17 protein-coding genes are annotated in these 21,503 nt (G+C 64.5%); 4 read left to right on the forward strand and 13 right to left on the reverse strand.

Annotated features, from left to right (window positions below):
• Positions 1-147 precede the first annotated feature (147 nt).
• From AC1DSF_RS24460 to AC1DSF_RS24495, 8 genes are all read right to left on the reverse strand, one after another.
• The gene (locus AC1DSF_RS24460) at positions 148-1,326 is read right to left on the reverse strand and encodes a serine hydrolase domain-containing protein (protein ID WP_478124303.1); all 1,179 of its coding nucleotides are present in this window, start codon (positions 1,324-1,326) and stop codon (positions 148-150) included.
• A gap of 4 nt (positions 1,327-1,330) precedes the next feature.
• Complete coding sequence (locus tag AC1DSF_RS24465; RefSeq protein WP_478124302.1) at positions 1,331-2,917, reverse strand: serine hydrolase; 1,587 nt, start codon at positions 2,915-2,917, stop codon at positions 1,331-1,333.
• A 40-nt stretch (positions 2,918-2,957) separates the two neighbouring features.
• Positions 2,958-4,838 carry a serine hydrolase domain-containing protein gene (locus tag AC1DSF_RS24470; protein ID WP_478124301.1) on the reverse strand — a complete coding sequence of 627 codons (1,881 nt, stop codon included), beginning with the start codon at positions 4,836-4,838 and terminating at the stop codon, positions 2,958-2,960.
• 106 nt (positions 4,839-4,944) lie between these two features.
• Positions 4,945-5,610: a LuxR C-terminal-related transcriptional regulator gene (locus tag AC1DSF_RS24475; protein ID WP_478124300.1), complete on the reverse strand. Its 666-nt coding sequence runs from the start codon at positions 5,608-5,610 to the stop codon at positions 4,945-4,947.
• Positions 5,583-7,268: a sensor histidine kinase gene (locus tag AC1DSF_RS24480; RefSeq protein WP_478124299.1), complete on the reverse strand. Its 1,686-nt coding sequence runs from the start codon at positions 7,266-7,268 to the stop codon at positions 5,583-5,585. The genes AC1DSF_RS24475 and AC1DSF_RS24480 overlap by 28 nt, the downstream gene beginning before the upstream one ends.
• A 64-nt stretch (positions 7,269-7,332) precedes the next feature.
• Positions 7,333-9,426 carry a hypothetical protein gene (locus AC1DSF_RS24485; protein ID WP_478124298.1) on the reverse strand — a complete coding sequence of 698 codons (2,094 nt, stop codon included), beginning with the start codon at positions 9,424-9,426 and terminating at the stop codon, positions 7,333-7,335.
• A gap of 17 nt (positions 9,427-9,443) precedes the next feature.
• Complete coding sequence (gene dacB, locus AC1DSF_RS24490) at positions 9,444-11,138, reverse strand: D-alanyl-D-alanine carboxypeptidase/D-alanyl-D-alanine endopeptidase (RefSeq protein ID WP_478183594.1); 1,695 nt, start codon at positions 11,136-11,138, stop codon at positions 9,444-9,446.
• 237 nt (positions 11,139-11,375) lie between these two features.
• Complete coding sequence (locus AC1DSF_RS24495; RefSeq protein WP_478124296.1) at positions 11,376-11,795, reverse strand: MarR family winged helix-turn-helix transcriptional regulator; 420 nt, start codon at positions 11,793-11,795, stop codon at positions 11,376-11,378.
• A gap of 229 nt (positions 11,796-12,024) precedes the next feature.
• Here AC1DSF_RS24495 and AC1DSF_RS24500 point away from each other — a divergent pair, with 229 nt between their 5' ends.
• The 4 genes from AC1DSF_RS24500 to AC1DSF_RS24515 all read left to right on the forward strand — a co-directional run bounded on the left by AC1DSF_RS24500 (position 12,025) and on the right by AC1DSF_RS24515 (position 16,418).
• Positions 12,025-12,516 carry a tripartite tricarboxylate transporter TctB family protein gene (locus AC1DSF_RS24500; protein ID WP_478124295.1) on the forward strand — a complete coding sequence of 164 codons (492 nt, stop codon included), beginning with the start codon at positions 12,025-12,027 and terminating at the stop codon, positions 12,514-12,516.
• A gap of 15 nt (positions 12,517-12,531) precedes the next feature.
• Entirely contained in the window at positions 12,532-14,052 is a 1,521-nt protein-coding gene (locus tag AC1DSF_RS24505; protein ID WP_478124294.1) for a tripartite tricarboxylate transporter permease, read from the forward strand.
• A 168-nt stretch (positions 14,053-14,220) separates the two neighbouring features.
• Positions 14,221-15,402 carry an ABC transporter substrate-binding protein gene (locus tag AC1DSF_RS24510; RefSeq protein ID WP_478183595.1) on the forward strand — a complete coding sequence of 394 codons (1,182 nt, stop codon included), beginning with the start codon at positions 14,221-14,223 and terminating at the stop codon, positions 15,400-15,402.
• A 74-nt stretch (positions 15,403-15,476) separates the two neighbouring features.
• Positions 15,477-16,418 (forward strand): LysR family transcriptional regulator, encoded by a 942-nt coding sequence (locus AC1DSF_RS24515; RefSeq protein WP_478124292.1) that lies wholly within the window; start codon positions 15,477-15,479, stop codon positions 16,416-16,418.
• Between the two features lie 4 nt (positions 16,419-16,422).
• Here AC1DSF_RS24515 and AC1DSF_RS24520 read toward each other — a convergent pair whose 3' ends face one another.
• Genes AC1DSF_RS24520 through AC1DSF_RS24540 form a run of 5 tightly spaced genes read right to left on the reverse strand, consistent with a single transcriptional unit; the run spans position 16,423 to position 21,246 of the window.
• Positions 16,423-17,430 (reverse strand): isopenicillin N synthase family dioxygenase, encoded by a 1,008-nt coding sequence (locus AC1DSF_RS24520; RefSeq protein WP_478143642.1) that lies wholly within the window; start codon positions 17,428-17,430, stop codon positions 16,423-16,425.
• A gap of 34 nt (positions 17,431-17,464) precedes the next feature.
• Positions 17,465-18,286 (reverse strand): ABC transporter permease, encoded by an 822-nt coding sequence (locus AC1DSF_RS24525; RefSeq protein WP_478183596.1) that lies wholly within the window; start codon positions 18,284-18,286, stop codon positions 17,465-17,467.
• Complete coding sequence (locus AC1DSF_RS24530; protein ID WP_478183597.1) at positions 18,286-19,086, reverse strand: ABC transporter ATP-binding protein; 801 nt, start codon at positions 19,084-19,086, stop codon at positions 18,286-18,288. Before AC1DSF_RS24530 ends, AC1DSF_RS24525 begins: the two co-directional genes overlap by 1 nt.
• The gene (locus AC1DSF_RS24535) at positions 19,083-20,138 is read right to left on the reverse strand and encodes an adenosine deaminase (protein WP_478183598.1); all 1,056 of its coding nucleotides are present in this window, start codon (positions 20,136-20,138) and stop codon (positions 19,083-19,085) included. Before AC1DSF_RS24535 ends, AC1DSF_RS24530 begins: the two co-directional genes overlap by 4 nt.
• The gene (locus AC1DSF_RS24540) at positions 20,128-21,246 is read right to left on the reverse strand and encodes an ABC transporter substrate-binding protein (protein WP_478183599.1); all 1,119 of its coding nucleotides are present in this window, start codon (positions 21,244-21,246) and stop codon (positions 20,128-20,130) included. The genes AC1DSF_RS24535 and AC1DSF_RS24540 overlap by 11 nt, the downstream gene beginning before the upstream one ends.
• Positions 21,247-21,503: the final 257 nt, after the last annotated feature.

The raw sequence follows: 21,503 nt of genomic DNA on the forward strand, positions 1-21,503 counted from the left end.
TTCCGCCCAATCCGTACTCGGCGTGCTCATCGGGGCCCGGCAGCTATGCCTGTCAGGTCGAGCGGTATGCAGACGCTGGAAGCTAGTGCAGTGCGCCACTCTCTGTCTTGCATTTGAGCCGGAAGTGTCTGCTGAGTCACCGTTGCGTCATGATGCGGGTGCGCTGGATGGCGTCAGGCGCCGCGCGATCCGCTCAAACATCGTGGACGACGCATTGCCGTCAGGGGAAGCATCAGGCCCCAGGGTGGTGCTGACCGCGATCGTGATCTTCTGCGCCGGCAGGTAGGCCATCGTGCCCGCATAGCCGTAGAAAGCCGGGTTCTGCATGAGCCATCCGTTGGATACAAAGATACCCAGGCCGTAGTAGCGCGAGCGCGTCCACGGCGCGAACGCGGCGGTGCGTGGTTCCAGAAACTGCGCGTGGCTCTCGGGCGAGATCAAGCGGCCCGTGGCGATTGCCTCCGCCGAGCGCATGACGTCGGGGATGGTGCTGGTCATGATTGCGCCTTCGGCGGTAGACCACGAGGGGTTCCAACCGGTGCTGTCCTCATAGCTTCCCCGAACATTCAAGAAGGCGTGCAGCACGGGCTCGGGGATGAAGGGCGTCGAGTCGCTGCGTGTCTCGCGCAGGTTCAGCGGTTCCAGAATGCCGGTGCGGATCAAATCGGCGACCGGCTTGCCGCTGGCCATCGCCATGACACGCCCGAGGATGACGAAGTTCGCGTGCGAATACAAAAAGCACGTGCCGGGCTCGCACTTCATCCCCTGCGCCAGGCTGATCTGGATCAGTTCGTCCTGGGTCCATTGCCGATCAACGTCGCCTTTCAGCGGAATGACGTCCGGGTCCACGTATTCCGCATAGCCCGACGTGCTGCTTGCCAGCATGGCAAGCGTGATCTCGCCGGCTCGCGGGTAGTCGGGCAGCCATTTCGACAGCTTGTCGTCGATGCTGAGCACGCCTTGGTCTTGCAATTGGAGCAAGGCGGTGGTCAGGTAGGAGATGCCGATTGCGCCATTGCGCCAATGCATGTCCACGGTGGCCGCCTGGCCGTGCGCGGATTCGCCCCAGGCCTGGCTGAGGACCGGTGTGTCGCCCACGCTCACACCCACGATGGCCGAGCGCAGGTCGAGTTCGGCCATCGTCTCGCGCACGACCTCGCGCACCAGATCGGCGGTCTGTGTCGCGTCGACGCAGTTGGATTCGAGCTCGACCTGCCCGGCTCGACAGACCGCCATCAGATTGCCACCGCCACCGCCGCCGCACGCGGCCAGACTCAGCAGGAATGGCAGCGACCACGTAAAGCCCCGAAATTTGGGTTTTTTCATGTGGCTATCGCTTCCTTGTGAACACGCCGCCCGTCTGATCTTCCACAAAGGCCTCGATCTGCACACCATTCACCACGCCTGAAGCTTCATTGAAATCGACTCTCATCACGCTGCCTTCGCCTTCGCTCCAGTCGAAGATGAAAGTATTTCCGCTCCAGTGGCGCAAGGGGTAGACCGTCACGCCGCCGGGGCCCATCTTCAAGGTCAAATTGCCGGCGCTGGCTTCGACCACCGCGTCGCCGAAGTAGCTGTTGGCATAGGTGCCGGCATAAGCCGTGGCGGCGAGGGCTGGAACCGGCGGGGCCGGCGGCGTTTGGCCAGCCAGCGAACCCAAGGGATCGTTGATCGGCTCGAATGCGGCTCGCGTGATGGAATACCAATCACGCGTGACCTTGCCGTACTCGACCAGATCATCGAAAGACGAGTTCAACGCCTCCGGAACCCCCACGGGCATCGCGTTCGTCAGCGTGACAATCGCCAAGCCAGCCGATTGCATGATCGAGAAGGACGTGCTTGCGCCTGCCGTGAACGCCCCTGAATGCCCCAGCTTGACGCGGCCAGACGGCGCGACAGTGACGACGAAGCCATAGCCATAGCCGCTCGAACGCGCGGAGACACCATCGGCCGGGCCCCGGTCGATCTGCACGTTCAAGGCGGGCAACAAGGCATCGGCCTTGACCACCTGCCGACCCTCGTAGACGCCGTTTTGCAGAACCATGGCCAGCCAGCGCGCCATGTCCTTGACGCTGGAACTCACGCCGCCCGCGGGAGATTGGGCGTCTGGCTGACGCAGATACAGCGGCTGATAGTTGCCACCCCGCTTGACGTGCAGCGAAGCGCGGTTGCTCCGCTGCATGAAGTCGGCGTTGCGGGAACTGGTGGACGCCATTCCCAGCGGCCGATAGAGGTTCTGCTCGCTGATCGTTTCCCAATCCATGCCGGCGGCCGTGGCCGCGGCCTGCGCCCCGGCCGTGATGCTGAAGTTCGCGTAGCCATATTGCGTCCGGAAGCCCTGGTTCGAAACGTAACGCAGGCGCTCGAGGATTTGCCCCCGGTCGTAGCCCAGCACTTCGAGCATGTCGCCCGCGCCGGCCGGCAGGCCCGAACGGAGGGCGTAGAAGTCGCCTATCGCCACTTGCTGCGTGACCGCGTCGCTGGCCAGCTTGAAGTCAGGCATCACACTGGCAACCCGCGTGTCCCAGTTGACGGTTCCGCCGCTCACCAGCGTGGCCATCGCGGTTGCGCCAACCGACTTCGACACCGAAGCCAGTTGAAAGACCGTGTCCGTGTCGACCGTTTCAGGCGAACCCAAGCGGCGCACCCCGAAACCCTTGGCGTAAACGGTTTTGCCGTCCTTCACCACGGCCACGGCCATGCCCGGAATGCCCGAGCGGCGCATCAGATCGGCTGCCAATGGGTCGATCTGGGCGATGGCCGCGTCGATCTGAGCCGGCGGGATGGCCGGAAGCTCCGTCGCCGAGACATTGGCGCCACCCGCGCCACCGCCACCACCGCCGCAGCCCGCGAGCGCGAAAGCACTCACGAATGCGATGCCGTGCAGCGCGCGCAAAACCGGGGATTCGTGTCTCATGCACTTTCCTTATTCACGCGCAAATGCTGCTCGTTGTTCGTCATGCCGCCGCTCGCTGCCAGACCGTCGTTCCGGTGTGCATCTCCTCCTGGCCGTCCACCGTCACCATGAAAAGTTCGTACAGGTCGCGGCCTTCGTTGCCCGGGATCTTGACGGTCATGCCGGCTTCGTTGTCGCTCACCACGCGCAGCAACTGCTCATTGTTCAGCATGACGTAGCCCGGCCTCTCCGCCAACTCGCCCATGCGATAGATCACTGGCGAGTGCAGGCGGCTCTGGGTCGAATCGGGGGACTCGTTGGCAAGACGCCATTGGCTCCCCACGCGCGCGCGCCACGCGGGCGGCAGCGGCGTGTCCAGCGGCAGAAGTCGTTCGCCCAGGGGGCCCTCGCCCCAGTACAGCGCGTTGGCCGAGAGCGTGCGGGTGATCAGGTAGAGATGCCCTTCCACGGTCTGGAAGCGGTAGCAGGTGGAAGTTTGTCCATCCGCCCACCAGCGGCCATCGGTGCGGGCGCGCAGATTGGCCTGCACGAGAGTCCAGCCAGCTTCGCTCCAGCGGCGCAGGGTCAGCGAGCCGTCGGCCGCCGCGAGGACTTGGAAGGGGGCGGTGTAGTTTGCATAGACGCCTGTCAAGACATCGAGATCTGGAGCAGGCGACGCCGCGGGAGGTACTGCCCCGGCAATCGCCGGCGGCAGCGTTTTGATGGCGCCGCGCTCTTGGGCTGCGCGCAGCAGCAGGCCCTCGGCCAACTGGCGCATGCCGTAGTCGAAGCCGTTGCCGCTGATCAACATGGCCAGCCGGGCTTCGGGTAGCACGAAGAAGTCGGCATTAAAGAAGGCGGTGCCACCGTTTTTGTTCCAGGCCAGCAGCCCCGCAGCATCCAGGCCCGGCTGCCGCACGGAGTCCCACCCCAGGCCCCAGCGCCATGACGAAGCCGAGGGGTTGATGCGCGTGCGGGCGCCCTGTTCGACGCCCATCTCGCGCACCGCGTCGGCCGAGACGATGCGTCGGCCTTGGTAGACGCCCTGGTCCAGGAACATTTGCGCCAGCTTCAACATGTCGGTGGGGGTGGTGAGAACGCCGCCGGTCGCATAGGGCGCGGGCATTTCCTGGGGAAGGCTGCGGCCTTCGGCGTACGGGTGTACATAAGTGCCTTCGGCGGCAGGCGTCACCGGATAGCCCGACAGGGTCATGCCCAGGGGGGCGAAGATTTCGCGCTGGACGAATTCGTAGAAGGGCAGCCCGGTCAGCGCGCGCACCAGCGGTTCGACCATGGTGAAGCCGTCGTTGCAGTACACCGCGAGTTCCCCCGGTTCGTGCTTCAGGTGCGAGTTCGCCAGCTCCTGCAGGGTGTCCTGCGCATAGTCCAGATAAGGCACGAACATGAACGCGTTGTGCATGTTGGTACCCGGGAAGCCGGAACTGTGGGACACCAGGTGGCGCACGGTCACCCGCTCGTAGCCCGGGGAGAGCATGGTGAACCCGGGCAGCAGTTCGACCAGCGGCTGGTCGAGCGCCAACTGGCCGCGGTCGCGCAGGATCATCACGACCAGCGTGGCGATTACCTTGGCGACCGAGCCGATGTAGACGCGCGTGTCGGGGGTCGCCAATTGCCCGGTATCGCGGTTGGCGTAGCCAAAGGCCTCGCGCCAGACTACGCGGTCTTCATCAAACAGCGCCACGGACACGGCGGTGGTGGCGGATTGAGGTCGGCCGAGCGCGGCCTGGATGGCCTCGCGGCACCACCGCACCGATTCACGGTCGGCCAGAGCGATTGGCGTGCCGGAACCACTGCTGCCGCCGCCGCAGGCCTGCAGCAGCGGGGCGGCAAGCCCGGCCACGGCCGAACCCAGGTAGGCGCGACGCGAAATGCCGGGAGTGGAGAACGCGGAAGGCTCGATGAGGGTGCGGGAAGCGGTCAATGGCGAATCAGTCATGGATTGGCAGACGTTGGATTGGCTCGGTGGCGAGTTGAACACCGCCCTCCGGCGCACACATCGGACCTGGCTCCCAAGCGCATCCTTGAAGCTAGCGGCTGGAGAGATAGGCCAGCACGGCTTGGACTCGCCGGTGGGCGTCGTCGTCGATCTCCAGCCCGAGCGTCATATAGATGCTCGTGAGGTGATTGACCACGGTCTTCTCGGAGATGAACAGGCGCGCGGCAATGGCGGCGTTCGAGCGGCCTTCGGCGACCAGGGCGAGCACGCCGCGCTGGCGGGGCGTGAGTTGGGCCGCGGGTGTGCCGGCCTGGTCGGCGCGTGCGAGCAGTTGTTCGACGACAGAGGGGTCGAGCACGATTTCGCCGGCGATGATCCGGCGCAGGTCCGACAGGAAGTCGTCGATGTGCGTGATGCGTTGCTTGAGCAGATACCCGATCCCACCCCCATCGGCGTCGAGCAGCGCACGCGCGGAATGCGCCAGCACGTATTGAGACAGCACGCAGACCGGAATGGCGGGCCAGGTGCGGCGGATCTCCAGCGCGGCGGCGAGTCCCTCGTTGGTGAAGCCTGGCGGCATTCGGATGTCGGTGATGACGAGCGCGGGCGACTCGTCGCGCACGGCAGCGATCAGTTCGTCGGCGGTGCCGACCATGCGGACGATCTCGAAGTCGCCGTCCGCGAGCACCACTTCGAGGCCGCGGCGGATCAGCGCCTCGTCTTCGGCAATCACGACCCGCAGGGGATTTGCGCCCATACCTTCGTCCCTCCTTCTGGTGGCATGTCCACGCCGCTCGCACCGCCGAGCGCCGCGACCCGGTCGGCGATGCCGGCCAGGCCGGTGCCGAGTCGCGGATCGATGCGGGCGTTGCCGTTGTCGGTGACGGCGACGCGCAGGTGTGCGCCATCGGCATGGAGCGACACGGTGCAGCGCGTCGCGCCAGCGTGCTTGATGACGTTGGTCAGCGCCTCGGCCACCACCAGATAGGCTGCGGTTTCGGCGCTGTCGCCGACCCGTCCCGGCACTGCCGCATCGAGGCGGGTCGGGATCGGCATCGACTGGACCAGTTCTTCCACCGCCCCGGCGACGCCCAGTTCGACCAGCGCCGGCGGCACCAGATCATGGACGATGGCGCGCAGCTCGGCCGCGGCCTGGTCGATGGTGTCGCGCAGCGCAGTCGCGCGTTGCGCCACTTGGTGCGCCGGTGTGGTGGCGATGCGTTGCGCCTCGATGCCGATGAGCACCAGTCGGGCCTGCAGCCCGTCGTGCAAATCGCGGCCGATGCGCCGTCGTTCGGCATCGGCGGCGCTGAACAGCCGTTCGCGCGACTCAACGACCGCTTGCCGTGAGGCGCGCAGTTCGACGGTGAGCCGTTCGCGCTCGAGCGCCAGCGCGACGAAGTTGGCGGCACGCTCGACCTCGTGCGGGTCGCGCAGCAGATCGCCGTCGTACTCGATCACCGCCACTGGCGCGCCGCCCAGGTCGATCTGGTGGCGGGCGCGTCCGATCCCGCCCTCCGCCTCGGCGGCAATCAGGCCCTCCGCGTTCACCCAGTGACGCAACTCCGTCGACCAGTAGCGCATCGCGAGGGTCGGGTCGCCCAGCGCGGCGACCAGTGCATCGCGGATCGGAATGCGCGACGCTTCTGAATCGCCCAGCCACGCGCCCAGCGTCTCCAGGTCGGCGGTGCGGAGAAAGCCGCCGCGCAGGAACGCGATCAGCACCACCAGCGGCAGTGCCGCGACCGCGATGATCTGAAGCGAATCGCGTATTTCCCCCTCGGCGCCGTACTCGGACGACCCGATGCGAAACACCCACGCCATCAAGGGCACGAACACCATCACGAAGATTCCGTAGCCATAGACCACGCCCAGCGGCCGGCGATGCTCGGGCCTGGCCCGGAGCAATCGCGCGATCAGGACGATCGCGACGGCCACGCTGAGCGCTGTGGTGGCGAACGATTGCGCCATGCTGAACATGCCGGCAAGACTCCAAACGGCGGTCGGCGCCGGCGGATCGAAGAAGTAGCGCAGCACTTGCAACCCGGTTCCCGCGAAGTACCCGCCGGCCACGAGCGCGCGTTCCCCCGGCGAGGAGAGCCGCCCGGTCGGGAACGCCACCAACAGATGGACGAGCGCCCCATAGAGCGTCGGGACCACCGCGTTCACCATCAGGAACGCCGGCACCGTGGTGTTGTTGAGGCCGACGATCCAGACCCCCACGCCGGTCCACACCAGCAGCATCCCGACGCCGTTGCGGGGGCGGCGCCACCAGGCGATCAAGCCCGCCGCGAGGTAGATCCAGAACACCACCGGCAAGGCCCAGACCGTCGCGACCGCCAGCGGCGGCAGGCCCTCGAAGGTGAACAGCGGAAACAGCATCAGGCCGAGCACGACGCCCAGCCCGCCCAGCATCCACAACGCCAGCCCAAAAGGGGACGACAACGCACCCCGTGGCGAGGCGGGGCGGTTCATCGAGTCACGGCAAATAGTCAACCGCGACCGTGGCCTGCAGGCTGTTCTTGGTCACTTGATCTTCCCTCGTCTGGTGTGGATAGGCGGCTTGGCACCAGGCGCTCGATTTGGGATGCGGCATGCCGTTGCTGTTGACGACGCTGCAATCCGCCGGATCGATGATCAGCGCCTTGTTCGGGTCGCACTGCGCTGCCGCGCATTCGGGGAACGGCGCTTTGATGACCAGGGTGTAGCGGTTGTCCTTCGCGTCGGTGAAGCGCACCTTGATGGGATAAGAAGGCACCGTGCCCACCCTGAACCCCGCGATCTGGCTATGGCTGGGCATGGTGACGTCCTGCTTGTCCTGCTCGCAATTCGGATCGCCGGCCTCCCTGCCGAAGGCGCATACGCCGTATTTCTTGAGCAAGGGCTGGGTCACAAGGGGAGCCTGGCTTTGAGGCACGCCGAGCGCCAGGGAAAAACCGCCCGAATAGGTGAACTGCCCCTTGGTTTCCAGGCCGCGATCTCCGCCCACGGCAAAGATCAGGCCGTCACCCAGTTCGCTCATGAACCCGACGGCGTCATCCACGGAGAACCCATAGGCGCTCATCCCGAGATCGTCATGGATCAATTTGACGTAAGGGTTGAACGTCAACCGGGTGTCGTTTTTGACGTACTGCTGCAAGTGGTTGTATTGCAGGTCATGGATGTACATGGGCTGGATGGTCGCATGCGTCCAGCCTGGAATCACCGTGTCGACCAATTTGTTCGCCCCTGAGCCGCAGCCTTCGTTGAAAGGCACCCAGCCATAGATGTGCAGGAGGGCCTCCCAGTAGGTGAAGGTCGCCAGCCTTTGCGGCATCGCCTGAGGGCATCGATTGCCGGCATGCAGCGCCAGGTACTGATCGTGGCTCTTCTTGAAGAAAGCCTTGACCGCTTCCATCTTGACTTTCAGTTCATCCGGGCAGGGGATCTGTTCGGTGATGTAGCCGCTCGCTTGTTCTTCCGCTGTCCATGCGACGCAGGAACCCCACAGATTCTGGATGTTCTGGACCGCTGCGCCGAAATTGCCGGCCTTCTTCTCGTTGTTGTCGCATCCGCCCTCGATGCACTTCATCACGGTCAACACCGGCGGAAGATCAGGCGGGTTGACGGGTTTCACGGGCACGTCGTGGTCGTTCAAGGTGCCGGTGCGCTGGGCAAGGATGTTGTAGCCGCCCGGCAATTTCCGTTCGTACAGGTTGTAGACGGGCCAGCCCTCGCCGACGGCGCCGGCCTGCAAAAACGCATTCAGGGCGCTTCTGAACGACGGCAAGGACCTTGTCGATCCGCTGTATCCGATATAGGGATTGTTCTTCGGCCCGATCGCCACGGGCAGATAGACATGGTCCACGTACGAGATGTTGTATCCCACGTTGTCCGGCCTAAGCCACCGCGTTGTCTGTCCAGCCGGAGGATCGAGGGAATCTCCCAAGGTGAATTCCGACAGTTGCGCATAGATGTCTTCCGGAAGCCCCTCCGTGCCGGCATAGATACTGAGCGCGCACTGAGCGCCTTCCCCGATGCACGTCACGCTGGCCGGTGTTGTCAATCGCTGGTCCGAGTCCAGGCGCAGCCTCTCATTTCTGTCGGCCAGCACGACGCGCCCGCCATTCCACCAGGTGATGTATTTCGCGTTCGGCAGGGTCCCCGCCGGAAGTTCGCTGAACAGGGGGAGCGTGATCGTCACCGACGAATTCGGCGGTATGCCCTGGCCCTCGTTGACATACAGCCTGTAGATGTAGTTGGAGGGATTCGGATCCTGCGTGCGCAGACATCCTTGAACCCACTGGTCTTCCTCGTTCTTGCCGATGGCCAGAATCGGATAGATCGCGCCATCGGAATCGTTGTTGATGGTGATGGTCTTGGGCGCGACCGCCATGGGCTTGTTGTCATGGTCCAGGCACGTCACCGCGCCCGGGGCGCTCGCGGGAGGGCCCGGGGGAAGCGCCGGGTTGGGGGCGGTCGAAGGGATGGCGCCGACATCCGAACCGGAGCCGCCGCCGCAGCCCGCCAGCGCGAAAGCGCCCGCCAGGGCGACGGCGCGCAGCGCGCGTGAAATCAGTGCGTTGCGTGTCATGAATTTCTCCTCCGTTCTCAATAGGCTTGCTGGAACGCCACGACGATGTTCGCCAACTCCGCGCGAGCGGCGGCGCAATCCTCGAACGACCAGAAGGCGGCGTTGTTGACGAACACGCTGTAGACGAGCCGGCGTCCGCTCCTGGCGTCGATGAAGCCGGCCTGAGTCATGGCGATGGCGATAAGCTGCCCGGCTGCGGTTCCCGCGATGAGGTCGCCGTCCTTGATTCGGACATGCCCGGCCGCCGGTGTGCCGAGGCCGTTCTGCGCCTGCGAGCCGTCGACGCCCAGGACCGCCATGCCGTTGCGGATTGCGATGCCCGTGGGGGTCTGTGCGATCGCGCCGAGGAAGCCCGCGATATCCGACGCGGTCGTCCGATTGTTGCCGTTCGAGCCTGCGCCGTCGAAGGGATAGGTGCTGGCAATGCCGTGACTGCCGAGGACTTTCAGTTCCTCGGCCAGGCCATCGCTGCAATCCCGGCTTCCGGCCTTGACCGCCGCCAGGCAGAGCATCAGATCGGCGCCGCGGTTGTAGCTGACCTTCAGGATGACCCTGACGTATTCCGACAGCGGCGGGGACACGCGTTCCGCCACCCGGGCAGCGTCGAGATAGGCGCTCGCATCGGGCAGTGCGCCGGCAGCGGCCAGGGGCTGGGCCGCGACCGTGACCCCGGCCCGCGCCAACGCCTCGATGAAGGCCGTCCGCGCGAAGGCCGACGGATCGGCGATCTGGGACATCGTCAGCACCGGGGTGCTGTCCGCCGCAATGGACCCGCTGACCCGGACCACGCCCGGGCTGGGCGTCGTCACGCTCAGCGCCCCGGCCGGACCGGCGACCGTGGTGACATCGTTCTCGATCGTGATGGCCGCGCTCTTCGGACGCCAGTCGATGGCCGGCTTCTCGCCGTTCCGGCCGGGCGTCACCGTGATGTCGATGACGTTCTCGTTGACCCAGATCGGCGCGATGGTTCCGGATGGAAAGTTGCGGTAAGTCTCGAACAGGCGATCGTCGATCAGAACATCGCCGGTGATGGCGCCAATGCCTGCCGCCTTGACCTGCGCGGCCAGCGCGTCAAGCGCCGCAAGCGGATTGCTGTTCTTGACGAAGGCACCGCCCGGAAAGCCGGTGTAGGTGGAATTGTGGTCAACCTCGGGCAGGTTGTTGAAGGCCAGCGTGCCATCCGCCTGTTCGCGCAGCCCGAAGCTGAAGTCGCCGGAGGCGACGAGAACCAGGTCTCCGGCGAGCACGCCGTTCGAGACCTCTCCGACGCGGTAGACCGGCGTGTGGAACCGGTAGTCCGCGCCATATCTTTCAAGCGCCGTCGCGACGCTGAAGACCTTCATCGTCGAGGCAGGCACCAGCGAGGTTCCTCCGGCCTGGTTGAGCAGCACCCCGCCCGTGGCGAGATCGATCACGTGAATGCCCCATGTGGCGGAGGCGAATGCCGGTTTGGCCTGGACTGCCGTGATGGCGTCGCGAACGGAGGGAGGCACACGGCCGGACCCTCCTCCGGCGGGAGCACCTTCTTCGATGGGAACGGTAATCGACACAGGGGCGGAACCACCGCCACCGCAGCCCGTGAGCGCGAAGGCGCTGGCGAAGACTGCGGTACACAGCGCGCGTAAGAGCAGGGGTTGGGGTGTCATGGGGCCCTCGACAGGTGCTGCGGCATGGGTGATGTTCGTGGTCGATCCGTCGAGTGAAACATTCATCCCCGGTCCTGCGCATCGGACCTGGCTCCCAATCGCTGACGGTGCTGTGGGAGGCTGCCGATCGGGTCTGCGGCAAACGCCTAGGCGTTGATCCCGATGTTGGTCGATGCGATGGAACGCCATGGCCATCTCGTGCCGCCGAACAGCCGGAAGGTCATCCGGCTGGCCGCAGGTGGAGACACGAACTTGCAGGCATGAAGCCGCTTGGTGGCGGCGCCTAAACCAGAACGCGTCGCTCTAAGGCAACCGCGAACCGCCCGCGAACGCCACGACCTCAGCCAGATCGGCCACATGGGTCTCGAACTGTTTGGCGAGTGCCTCAAGCTTTCTTCGTCCTGCCGGAAGCAAGTGCACCTCCACCTGTCTTCGGTCGGTGGTGCTCGGCTGGCGCTTGACCAGTTTGGCTTCCTCACAGCGCGAGACGAGTGCCACGACGCCATGCGGCTGCGCTTGCAATCGCTCTGCGATCTCACTGATCGATGCCCATTCGCGACCTGGGAAACCTTGAGTGTGCAACAGCACCTGGTACTGGAGCACGGTGATGCGCTCGGCGCGGGCGGCGTCTTCGCTGAAGCGAAGAAAGCTGCGCAGCCTGTACCTGAACTCGGACAGCGCTTCGAGGCGCTGCTTGTCGACGGATCCTCGAACGGCGGGCATGGACGGCGTTGAAAGGGGAGGGGAGCTGAATGTAACAGCGGGCCGGCAGCAAGGGTAATTGCTCACAGCGTGAGGTATTAAACCTCATAACATGACCTACCTGAATGCGACCTGACCAAGGTCGCAGTCCCCGCGCCGAGGTGGGAGCCATTCCCACAAGCCACGGCTTTCAACGGCCGGCGCCTGTCCGTTTCCGTTTCAACCTCCTTGATCCAAAAGTAATCTGCCTATGCAAATCAAGAGCAAGAAGAATTTCGCCTCCGGGCTCCTGTTCGCTTCCGTCGGGGCGGCGTTCGCGCTGGGCGCCACCGGCTACAACGTCGGCAGTGCGGCCCGCATGGGGCCGGGCTACTTCCCGCTGATGATCGGCGTCTTGCTGACTCTGCTGGGGCTGGTCGTGGTCGCGGGCTCCCTCACGTCCAGGCGCGTGGGCGACGGAGACCCGATCGGCAGGATTGCCTGGAAGCCGCTGGGGTTCGTGATCGGCGCCAACGTGCTCTTCGGCATCCTGCTCGCGGGCATTGGGAGCATCGGGCTTCCCGCCATGGGGTTGGTCATCGCCATTTATGCGCTCGTCATCGTCGCGTGCATGGCCGGGGCCGACTTCAGGATGAAGCTGGCCGTCATGCTCGCGACCGTGCTGGCAATCGGCAGCTATCTCACTTTCATTGTCGGCCTGAAGCTGCAGTTTCAGGTATGGCCGACCTTCATCAGCGGTTGAGCAAGAGCCGACACCATGAATGATCTGATCAACAACCTTTCGATCGGTTTTGCGACCGCCGTCAGCCTGCAGAACCTCATGTACGCCTTCATCGGCTGCCTCCTGGGCACGCTGATCGGGGTGTTGCCCGGGATCGGCCCGACGGCCACGATCGCCATGCTCCTGCCGGCCACCTATGCGCTGCCGCCAGTGGCCGCACTGATCATGCTGGCGGGCATCTACTATGGGTCGCAGTACGGTGGCTCGACGACGGCCATTCTCGTGAACCTCCCGGGCGAGTCATCGTCCGTCGTGACGGTCATCGATGGGCATCAGATGGCCAAGCAGGGGAGAGGAGGGGCGGCGCTTGCGGCGGCAGGCCTCGGGTCCTTCTTCGCGGGCTGCGTCGGCACCTTGATCCTGGCGGCCTTTGCGCCACCGTTGACGGAAATCGCGTTCAAGTTCGGCCCTGCCGAGTACTTCTCGCTGATGATCCTGGGGCTGATTGGTGCGGTCGTCCTGGCATCGGGGTCGTTGATCAAGGCGATCTGCATGATCCTGCTGGGACTGCTCCTGGGCCTGGTGGGAACGGACGTCAACTCCGGCGTGGCGCGCTTCACCTTCGACATTCCGGAACTCACCGACGGGCTCGGCTTCATCGCGATCGCCATGGGCGTGTTCGGCTATGGCGAGATCATCGCGAACCTTGCTCGTCCCGAAGATGAGCGAGAGGTGTTCACCTCGAAGGTGACGGGGCTGTTCCCGACCAGGGAAGACTTCAAGCACATGGTGCCTGCGGTGCTGCGCGGCACCGCGCTGGGCTCCTCCCTGGGCATCCTGCCGGGAGGGGGCGCGCTGCTGTCGGCCTTCGCCGCCTACACGATCGAAAAGAAGATCAAGCTCAAGGCCGGCGAGGTTCCCTTCGGAAAGGGCAACATCCGCGGCGTGGCGGGCCCCGAGGCAGCCAACAACGCGGGCGCGCAAACCTCGTTCATTCCGATGCTGACCCTGGGCATTCCACCGAACCCGGTAATGGCGCTGATGGTCGGCGCCATGACGATCCACAACATCCAACCCGGACCGCAGGTGATGACCAGCAATCCGGAACTGTTCTGGGGCCTGATCGCGTCGATGTGGATCGGCAATCTGATGCTCGTGGTCCTGAACCTGCCGCTCATCGGCCTCTGGGTCAAGCTGCTCACGATCCCCTATCGCTGGCTGTTTCCCGCGATCGTTCTGTTCTGCGCCATCGGCGTGTACTCGACGAACAACAACGTGTTCGACATCTGGCTGGTGGCGATCTTCGGGATCGTTGGCTATACGTTCATCAAGCTCGGGTGCGAGCCGGCTCCTTTGCTGCTGGGTCTGATCCTTGGACCGATGATGGAGGAGAACCTGCGGCGTGCCCTCCTGCTCTCGCGCGGCGACTGGAGCGTGTTCGTCACCCGGCCGATCTCGATGGGATTGCTGATCGCGGCGATGCTGCTGCTGGTGATCGTGTTGTTGCCCTCCATCCGTTCCAAGCGCGAGGAGGCGTTCGTCGAGGAGGTGGGCTAGCCTCTTGACCTTCAAGCGCCGGCGGACGCTTGCTTGATCCCCTGGCGTGGATGTTCCTGTTCCGAACAAACCGAGCGTGACAATCGGTGCTGCCCGGTCTGCGAACGCGGCGTCGCCGTGCATGCAATACTGAACCGAATGGCGCAAAGGTTAAAGGAACAGAACATCATGATCTTCAGGAAAATCGCGGCTCGTGTCGCCGCGATCGCGCTCTTGGCCGCAGCGGCCCTTACCTCCGGGCAGGCCGCTGCGGCAGATCCGATCAAGGTCGGCCTGGTCGTGCCCGTGACAGGGCCATTCGCGTACATGGGCCGCCAGATCGAGGCCGGGGTATCGCTGTATCTGGCGGAGCACGGTGACACCGTCGCGGGCCGCAAAGTGGAGATCGTGCTCAAGGACGACGCTGGCGTGCCTGCGACCACCAAAAGACTGGCGCAAGAACTTGTATTGAACGACAAGGTCGCGGTTCTGGCTGGTTTTGGGTTGACCCCGCAAGCCTTTGCCGCGGCCCCCGTCGCGACACTGAGCAAGACGCCCATGGTCGTGATGCAGGCAGCGACGTCCTCGGTGACAGAGAAGTCTCCCTTTATCGTGCGTACCAGCATGACGCTGCCGCAGGTGACTGTCGGCGTGGCGGATTGGGCGGCCAACAACAAGATCAAGAAGGTCGTATCGCTGGTCTCGGACTTCGCACCCGGCGTCGATGCCGAAACCACCTTCAGGGAGCAGTTCGTCGGGAAAGGCGGTCAGGTGATCGAGGCCTTGCGGATGCCGATGATCACCACTGATTTCTCGCCGTACCTGCAGCGCGCCAGGGACGCCAATCCGGATGCGATTTTCCTGTTCCTGCCGGCGGGCGATTCGGCGGCCATCTTCATGAAGCAGTTCGCGGAACGCGGACTGGACAAGGCGGGGATCAAACTGATTGGGACGGGCGACATCGTGGATGACGATGTACTCGGACAAATGGGCGACGTCGCGCTCGGGACGATCACGTCACACCACTATTCCGCCGCGCATCCTTCCGCGTTGAACAAGAAGTTCGTCGAGTCGATCGAAAAAGCCAACAAGGGCATGCGGCCCAGCTTCATGGCCGTCGGTGGCTACGATGGCATGCGCGTCATCATGGAGGGCCTGAAGACGACGAATGGCGCAGGCGGCGAAGCACTGGTCAATGCAATGAAGGGGCAGCAATTCGATAGCCCCCGAGGCCCAGTGCTGATCGATCCGCAGACCCGCGACATCGTCCAGAACGTGTACATCCGCAAGGTCGAACGCGTCGGGGGCAAGCTGTACAACGTGGAGTTCGACACCCAGACGGCCGTCAAGGATCCGGGGAAGGCGAAGTGAGCGACGCATGTCCGTGTCAGGCATCATCGCGGCTTCCCTGATCTTGTTGGGCAATCGCGCCGCGGAGCCGCCTTTTGAATCCCGTCTCGACCACTTCGCTTCGCTACTTCGCGGAAGTCGTCCGCACCGGGTCGATCAGAGCGGCGTCGGAGACGCTGTTCGTCGCCTCGTCGGCAATCAGTCGGCAGCTTGCGCTGCTTGAGGACGCGCTTGGCGCTCCGGTGCTGGAGCGGCGGCAGGGGCGAGGAAAAGTCAAGCTCACCGCCGCGGGCGAAGCCCTCATGCGCTACTACAAGAACGTGGGCAACGAGACACGCCGACTTCACTCCGAGATCGAATCTCTTCAGGGCCTGAAGCGGGGCGGCATCAATTTCGGCATGCCCGAGTCGCTGGTGCGCGATCTCATGCCCAAGTTCCTGTCCCGCTTTTCCAATCGCTATCCGGGCTTGTCTTTCAATGTGCATGTGGCCGGCAGCCCGCGACTGGCGCAGATGGTTCTCGAAGACGAGTTGGATGCCTGCTTCACGTTCGGAGACGTCGCACTGCAGGACCTTTCGGTGCTGTACTCGCGTCTGCTGCCGCTGTTCGTGCTCGTGCCCAAGGGCCATCCGCTGGAGCATCGCGAGACCCTGCGTCTAAGCGACTGCGCCGAGCACAGCATGTCCACTCTGGATGCGTCGCTGTGGGCCAAGCAGCAGTATGACGAGATGCTTGCCAAGGCCAAGGTGCGGCCTCGGGTGGCGCTGGAGACGAACTCGTACGAGCTCATGCGCAACGTCGCGGCGGAAGGCATGTGTCTGACCTTCACCACCCGCCCACTGGACGATCCCTTCGGCAACCCGCGCGCGGGCTCCTATATCCCGCTCAAGGATCCGCGTGCCAGGCCGCAGCGCTTTGCGCTCAGCGTGCACAAGGGGAGAAACCTCCCGCTCGCGGTCGACACCTTCCTCGGTGACCTGACGGCGGTCCTCGAGGACATCGAGCGCCGCGCCAAGGCCGGCCGCGCGCCCGTCTGAGACGCTACCCGGCCGCCAGTTCGGCCGGGGTCTTGTACTTCTGCACGGCGGCGAAGCGGCTCACCAGATACTCGCCCGACTTGATCGGTGCATGCCGGGGGGCACCGGAGGCCGGCGCGAACTCGGGCAGGCAGGCCACGGGCGTGTCGTAGTCCAGGTTGAAGAAGGTGGGGATTGAATAGCGCTCCTTGCCAGTGCGGTTCGCCACCCGGTGTGGATTGGACACGTACACGTCGTTGGTCCAAACCTTCACAAGGTCTCCGAGGTTGATGACGAGCGTTCCCTCGATATAGGGCGCTGCCACCCATTCGCCGCTTCGGGTGCGGAGTTCGAGCCCGCCGATCGGGTCCTGCGCCAGCAGCGTCAGCATGCCGTAGTCGGTGTGCGCGGCCGCACCCAGTTCCAGATTGGTAAACGACTGCTGGGGCGGGTAGTGGAAGAGGCGAGCCTGCACCATCGGCTTCTTCGCATATTGCAAGAAGAAGCCTTCTTCCTTGCCCACGGCCGCGGCAAACACCTTCAGCAGATTGCGGCCCAGCTCGATGCTCGCGTTGAAGTAGCTCATGGCTGCCTGTTCGAGCCAGGGCTTGTCTGCCGGCCAGTGGTTGGGGCCGTGAAGCGGGCGCCCCGAGGCCACGTCGGAGTCGGTCAGCGGCAGGTCCAGGCCCAGTTCGTAGCTTTCCTTGAGGTCGGGTTTGTGGCCCGGATGCTGCGTCACTCCCATGGGCATGAAGCCACGGCGGAAGCGCTCGTCGATCTTGTCGCGCAGGCGTTCTTCCATCGGCAGCGACATGTAGCGCCGGGTGGCCTCGAAGACCCCATCGATGGTTTCCTGCGGTATGCCGTGGTTCTTCACATAGAAGAAGCCGGTGTTGGTGCAGGCAGCCTTGAACTGCTCGACGAGCGGCTCGATCGGGCCGCCCGCGAGCCAGGCTCCGAGGTCGAGGACTGGCATTTCTTCGGCGGACGCACGGCGCGGTGCGTCCACCGCGTGTTCGGAGGACGAGTGCATTGGATGGGCTCCTTGGTTGGCTAAGAGGGATTGATCAGGTGCCGCGCGACAGGTCGGTGAAGGCGTCGGCCCAGAAGATGACGCGCCGTGCGATGGTCTTCACGATCGCATGCAGCACGATTCCGATGAGGGACAGGACAATGAGGATGGCGAACATGCCGGCGGCATCCATCGAGAAGTTGCGCTGCAGAATCAGGTAGCCCAGCCCCGCCTGGGCGCCCACGAATTCGCCGACGATCGCGCCGATGACGGCCAGCACGATCCCGATGTCCAGCCCCGCGAAGACGTAGGGCAGGGCATGCGGCAGTCGCACCATGCGGAACACATGCCAGCCGGAGGCGGTGAAGGCGCGCATCAGGTCGATCTGATCGCGCGGCGCAGAGCGCAGTCCGACGATGGTATTGGCCAGCACCGGAAAGAACACGATGGTGGCCGTGATCACCACCTTGGAGGTGGTCCCGAAGCCGAACCAGAGCACGAAGAGCGGCGCAACCGCCACCTTGGGCACGGTCTGGAAGGCGACCACGTAGGGATAGAGCACAGCTTCGAGCACTGCGCTCTGCCCAATGAGGGCACCCAGCACGAAGCCGGAAAGCGCCCCCACCGCAAAGCCCGCAAGGATCTCGTAGAGGGTCACGCCGAGATGCGGCCAGATCTCGCCAGAGGCGAGCGCATCGTAGACCGCACGCGCAACGCCAGCCGGCCCGGGGAAGATCAGGTGCGAGACATTCAGTGCGGTCACCGCGACATGCCAGCCAGCGATCACTGCGACGAAGAACATCGCAATAAGTGCGCGGCGCCGCCCGGGCGTGAGTTTGTTGGCCGGGCTTTCCGGGTTGGGGGTGGTTGTGCTCATCAGTCCAGGCCTCCGCTGGCGTTCAGGTTGGCGCGGATGGAGGACACGTACCTACCGAAGCCCTCGGTGTTGATCAAGTCCAAGGTGCGCGGCGATGGGAGCTCGACGTCGATCACCTGGGTGACGCGTCCTGGCCTCGGGGACATGACGATCACCCGATCGCCGAGGAAAACCGCCTCGGGAATGCTGTGAGTCACGAGCATGATGGTCGCGCCGGTGCGTTCGCGCAGCTTGAGCAGCTCCACGTTCATGGTCTCGCGTGTCATGGCATCCAGTGCCCCGAAGGGCTCGTCCATGAGCAGAAGCATCGGATCGTTGACCAGCGCACGGGCGATGCCCACGCGCTGCTGCATGCCGCCGGACAACTCGTTCGGGTACTTGGTCTCGAAGCCGGACAGGCCCACGAGGTTCAGGTAATGCATGGCCCGCTCACGCGCGGCCTTGGCATCGCGGCCCTGGATCTGCGCGGGTACCAGCACGTTCTGAAGAACGTTGCGCCAGGGCAGCAACACGGGCGCCTGGAAGACGACGCCCACGTCCCTGCTCGGGCCGACATGCTCGCGTCCGCCGAGTTCGACGTTGCCGCTGCTGGCGCGCTCCAGGCCCGCAAGGATGCGAAGCAGCGTACTCTTGCCGCAGCCGCTGGGACCGACGACGGTCACGAACTCGCCGTGCCGGACACGGAAGTCGATGTCCTGGAGCGCGACGACGTTGCCGCCATCCTTGGAGCGGAAGGTCTTGTGCAGGCGGTCGAATCTGAATGCAGGCGCCTTCGGTTCAGACGCCAAAAGCGAACTCATCGGTGGTCTTTCTTGAATAGGGCGGCCCGCGCCATCCAGTCGTCAATGCGAGCGTTTGCGTCTCGACGCTGTGCGTCCGGGATGAACGCCGCCTCGAAGCTGTTGCGCGCGAGCTGGGCCAGCTCGTTGTGCCCAAGGCCGAGTTCGCGCTGGCAGGCCAGGTAGTTGTCATTGACGTAGCCGCCGAAGTAGGAGGGGTCATCGGAATTCACGGTGACGCACAGGCCCGCTTGAAGGAGGCGCTTGAGCGGATGCGCAGCCAACGAGTCGATCACCTGCAGCTTGAGGTTGGACAGCGGACACATCGTGAGCGGCGTGCGCCGCTGCGCGAGCATCTCGACGAGCGCGGTGTCGTCGATGCACGCGTTGCCATGGTCAACGCGGTCCACCTGCAGCAGTTCGACCGACTCGCGCACATACGCTGCGGGACCTTCCTCGCCTGCATGGGCCACGACCTTGAAGCCCAGAGCGCGGCAACGGCGGAAGAACTCGGCGAACTTGGCCGGCGGATTGCCCACTTCGGCGCCCCCGAGGCCAAAGCCCGGAAGGCGGCCGTACCAAGGCTCCAGTTCTTCCAGCATGGCGAGCGCCTCCGTCTCGCTGCGATGGCGCTGCGCCACCGGGATGAGGCCGCTGGTGATGCCGTCCTCGGCCTGTGCCGCGTCCATCGCCGCGAAGACGCCTTGCATCACGGTGGCAATGGGTACGCCGCGCATGGTGTGGCCCTGGGGGCCGAGGAACATCTCCGCGTGCAAGACGCCGTCCGCGTGGGCGCGCCGGAGGTAATCGCGCGTCACATCGAAATAGTCCTGCGCCTGCACAAGCACCCGGCAGCCGTCGTAGTAGAGGTCCAGAAAGTCCTGCAGGTCAGTGAAGCGGTAGGCGGCGCGCAGTTGCGCCTCGGACTGCCAGCGGATGGCCACGCCGTTCCGGCTTGCCAGCCGCAGGAACAGATCGGGCTCGATCGAGCCTTCGATGTGCATGTGCAGCTCGGCCTTGGGCAGGCCGGCGACGAATTCTTCAGGCGTCATCTGAACGGATTCAGGCGCCATTGCAGGACTCGGCGGCATCGATCACGGCGGCGTGGTCGAAGCGGTTGATCGCCTCCACGAAACCGGGCTTGAGGTAGAGCATGGATTCGGGCGGCAGGGTGCGCTTGATGAGACCGTCCTTGAGCATCAGGTCCTGCATACGGCCATAGGCGGCTGGGTTCATCGCGCCGATCAGTTTGCCGCCGTTCATGGTGTAGGCGGCGGACATGGATTCGAGCTGCGATTCCAGCAGCGCCAGATCCCACTTGGCAAGTGTTGCTTCATCGGCGCCGGTGGGCTTGGTGCTCGGGAAGTTCTTCCAGTGGATCTTGCGCGTGCATTCGGGGTTGGTCTGCGCGAAGAGCGTCGCCTTGGCCGCGCCGCGCGAGATGGCCTCCACCATCGCGGGGTCCGAATCGATGGTCTTCTGCATCGCGGCGAAGGTGAAGTCCGGCAGGGCGCGCCAAGCCGGGTCGAAGATCACGCGCATCTTCGTTCCTGCATTTTGGAATCCAGTGAGTGCAGAACCCCAGAACATCAGAGCTTGCACGCGATCGGACTTGAGAGCCTCGAGTGCGGGGGCACCGGCACCGGTGGCGATGATCTGTACGTCCGAATCCGGGTTGATGCCGTTGGCGCGCAGGTAGCCTTTGAGTAGAGGCATGCCGCCCGTGCCCAAGCTGAAGATGCCGATCTTCTTGCCCTTCAGGTCGGCCACAGACTTGATTGCACTGCCCTCGAGGATGCCAATGCCCCAGTCGATGACGCCAGTGCCCATGAGACCCCGCACCGCCACGTTGTTCTCGGTGTTGGCCTGGATAAGGCCCGTGGAATTCACCTGTGCAAAGTCCACTCCGCCGGCCACCATCTGCTGAATGCCCTGGAGCGAGCCGCCGGTGGTAACGATCTTGACGTCATAGCCCTCTTCCTTCCAGTAGCCCAAGGCAATCGGAAGCGTGAGCCAGGGGTAGGTCACATTGACCACCTGAGTACCCAGTGCAATGGTGACTGGCTTCAGCGGCTTTGTGCCCAGCTGCTGGGCTTGAGCGCTCAGGGCCAGCAGGCCGAGCGCGGCGCCAATGGCCCGCACGGCCGGGCGCTTGAATCTTGAGAGGAATGTGAGCTTCATCGAGGTCTTTGAAGGGGTGACGTGCGATGAAGGTTATCGGTTGGAATGCCTATCGTGGGATCAATATTTAGACAGTAATGTGCGAATAGTTAGATCATTGATTTGGGTGTTTTGTGCTCAAGATTGGGGCAATCCGCACCCCGGGCGGGCGCTATACAGGCAGGGAGGCCGTGCGCGCCGAATGCGGCACACGCTTGGTGCGTTCGACGGAAGCCACACTGACTAATCGGCGCGCCACAGCTTGCGTCGGTGGTCGC

The organism is Variovorax sp. 01N429 (assembly GCF_056399425.1).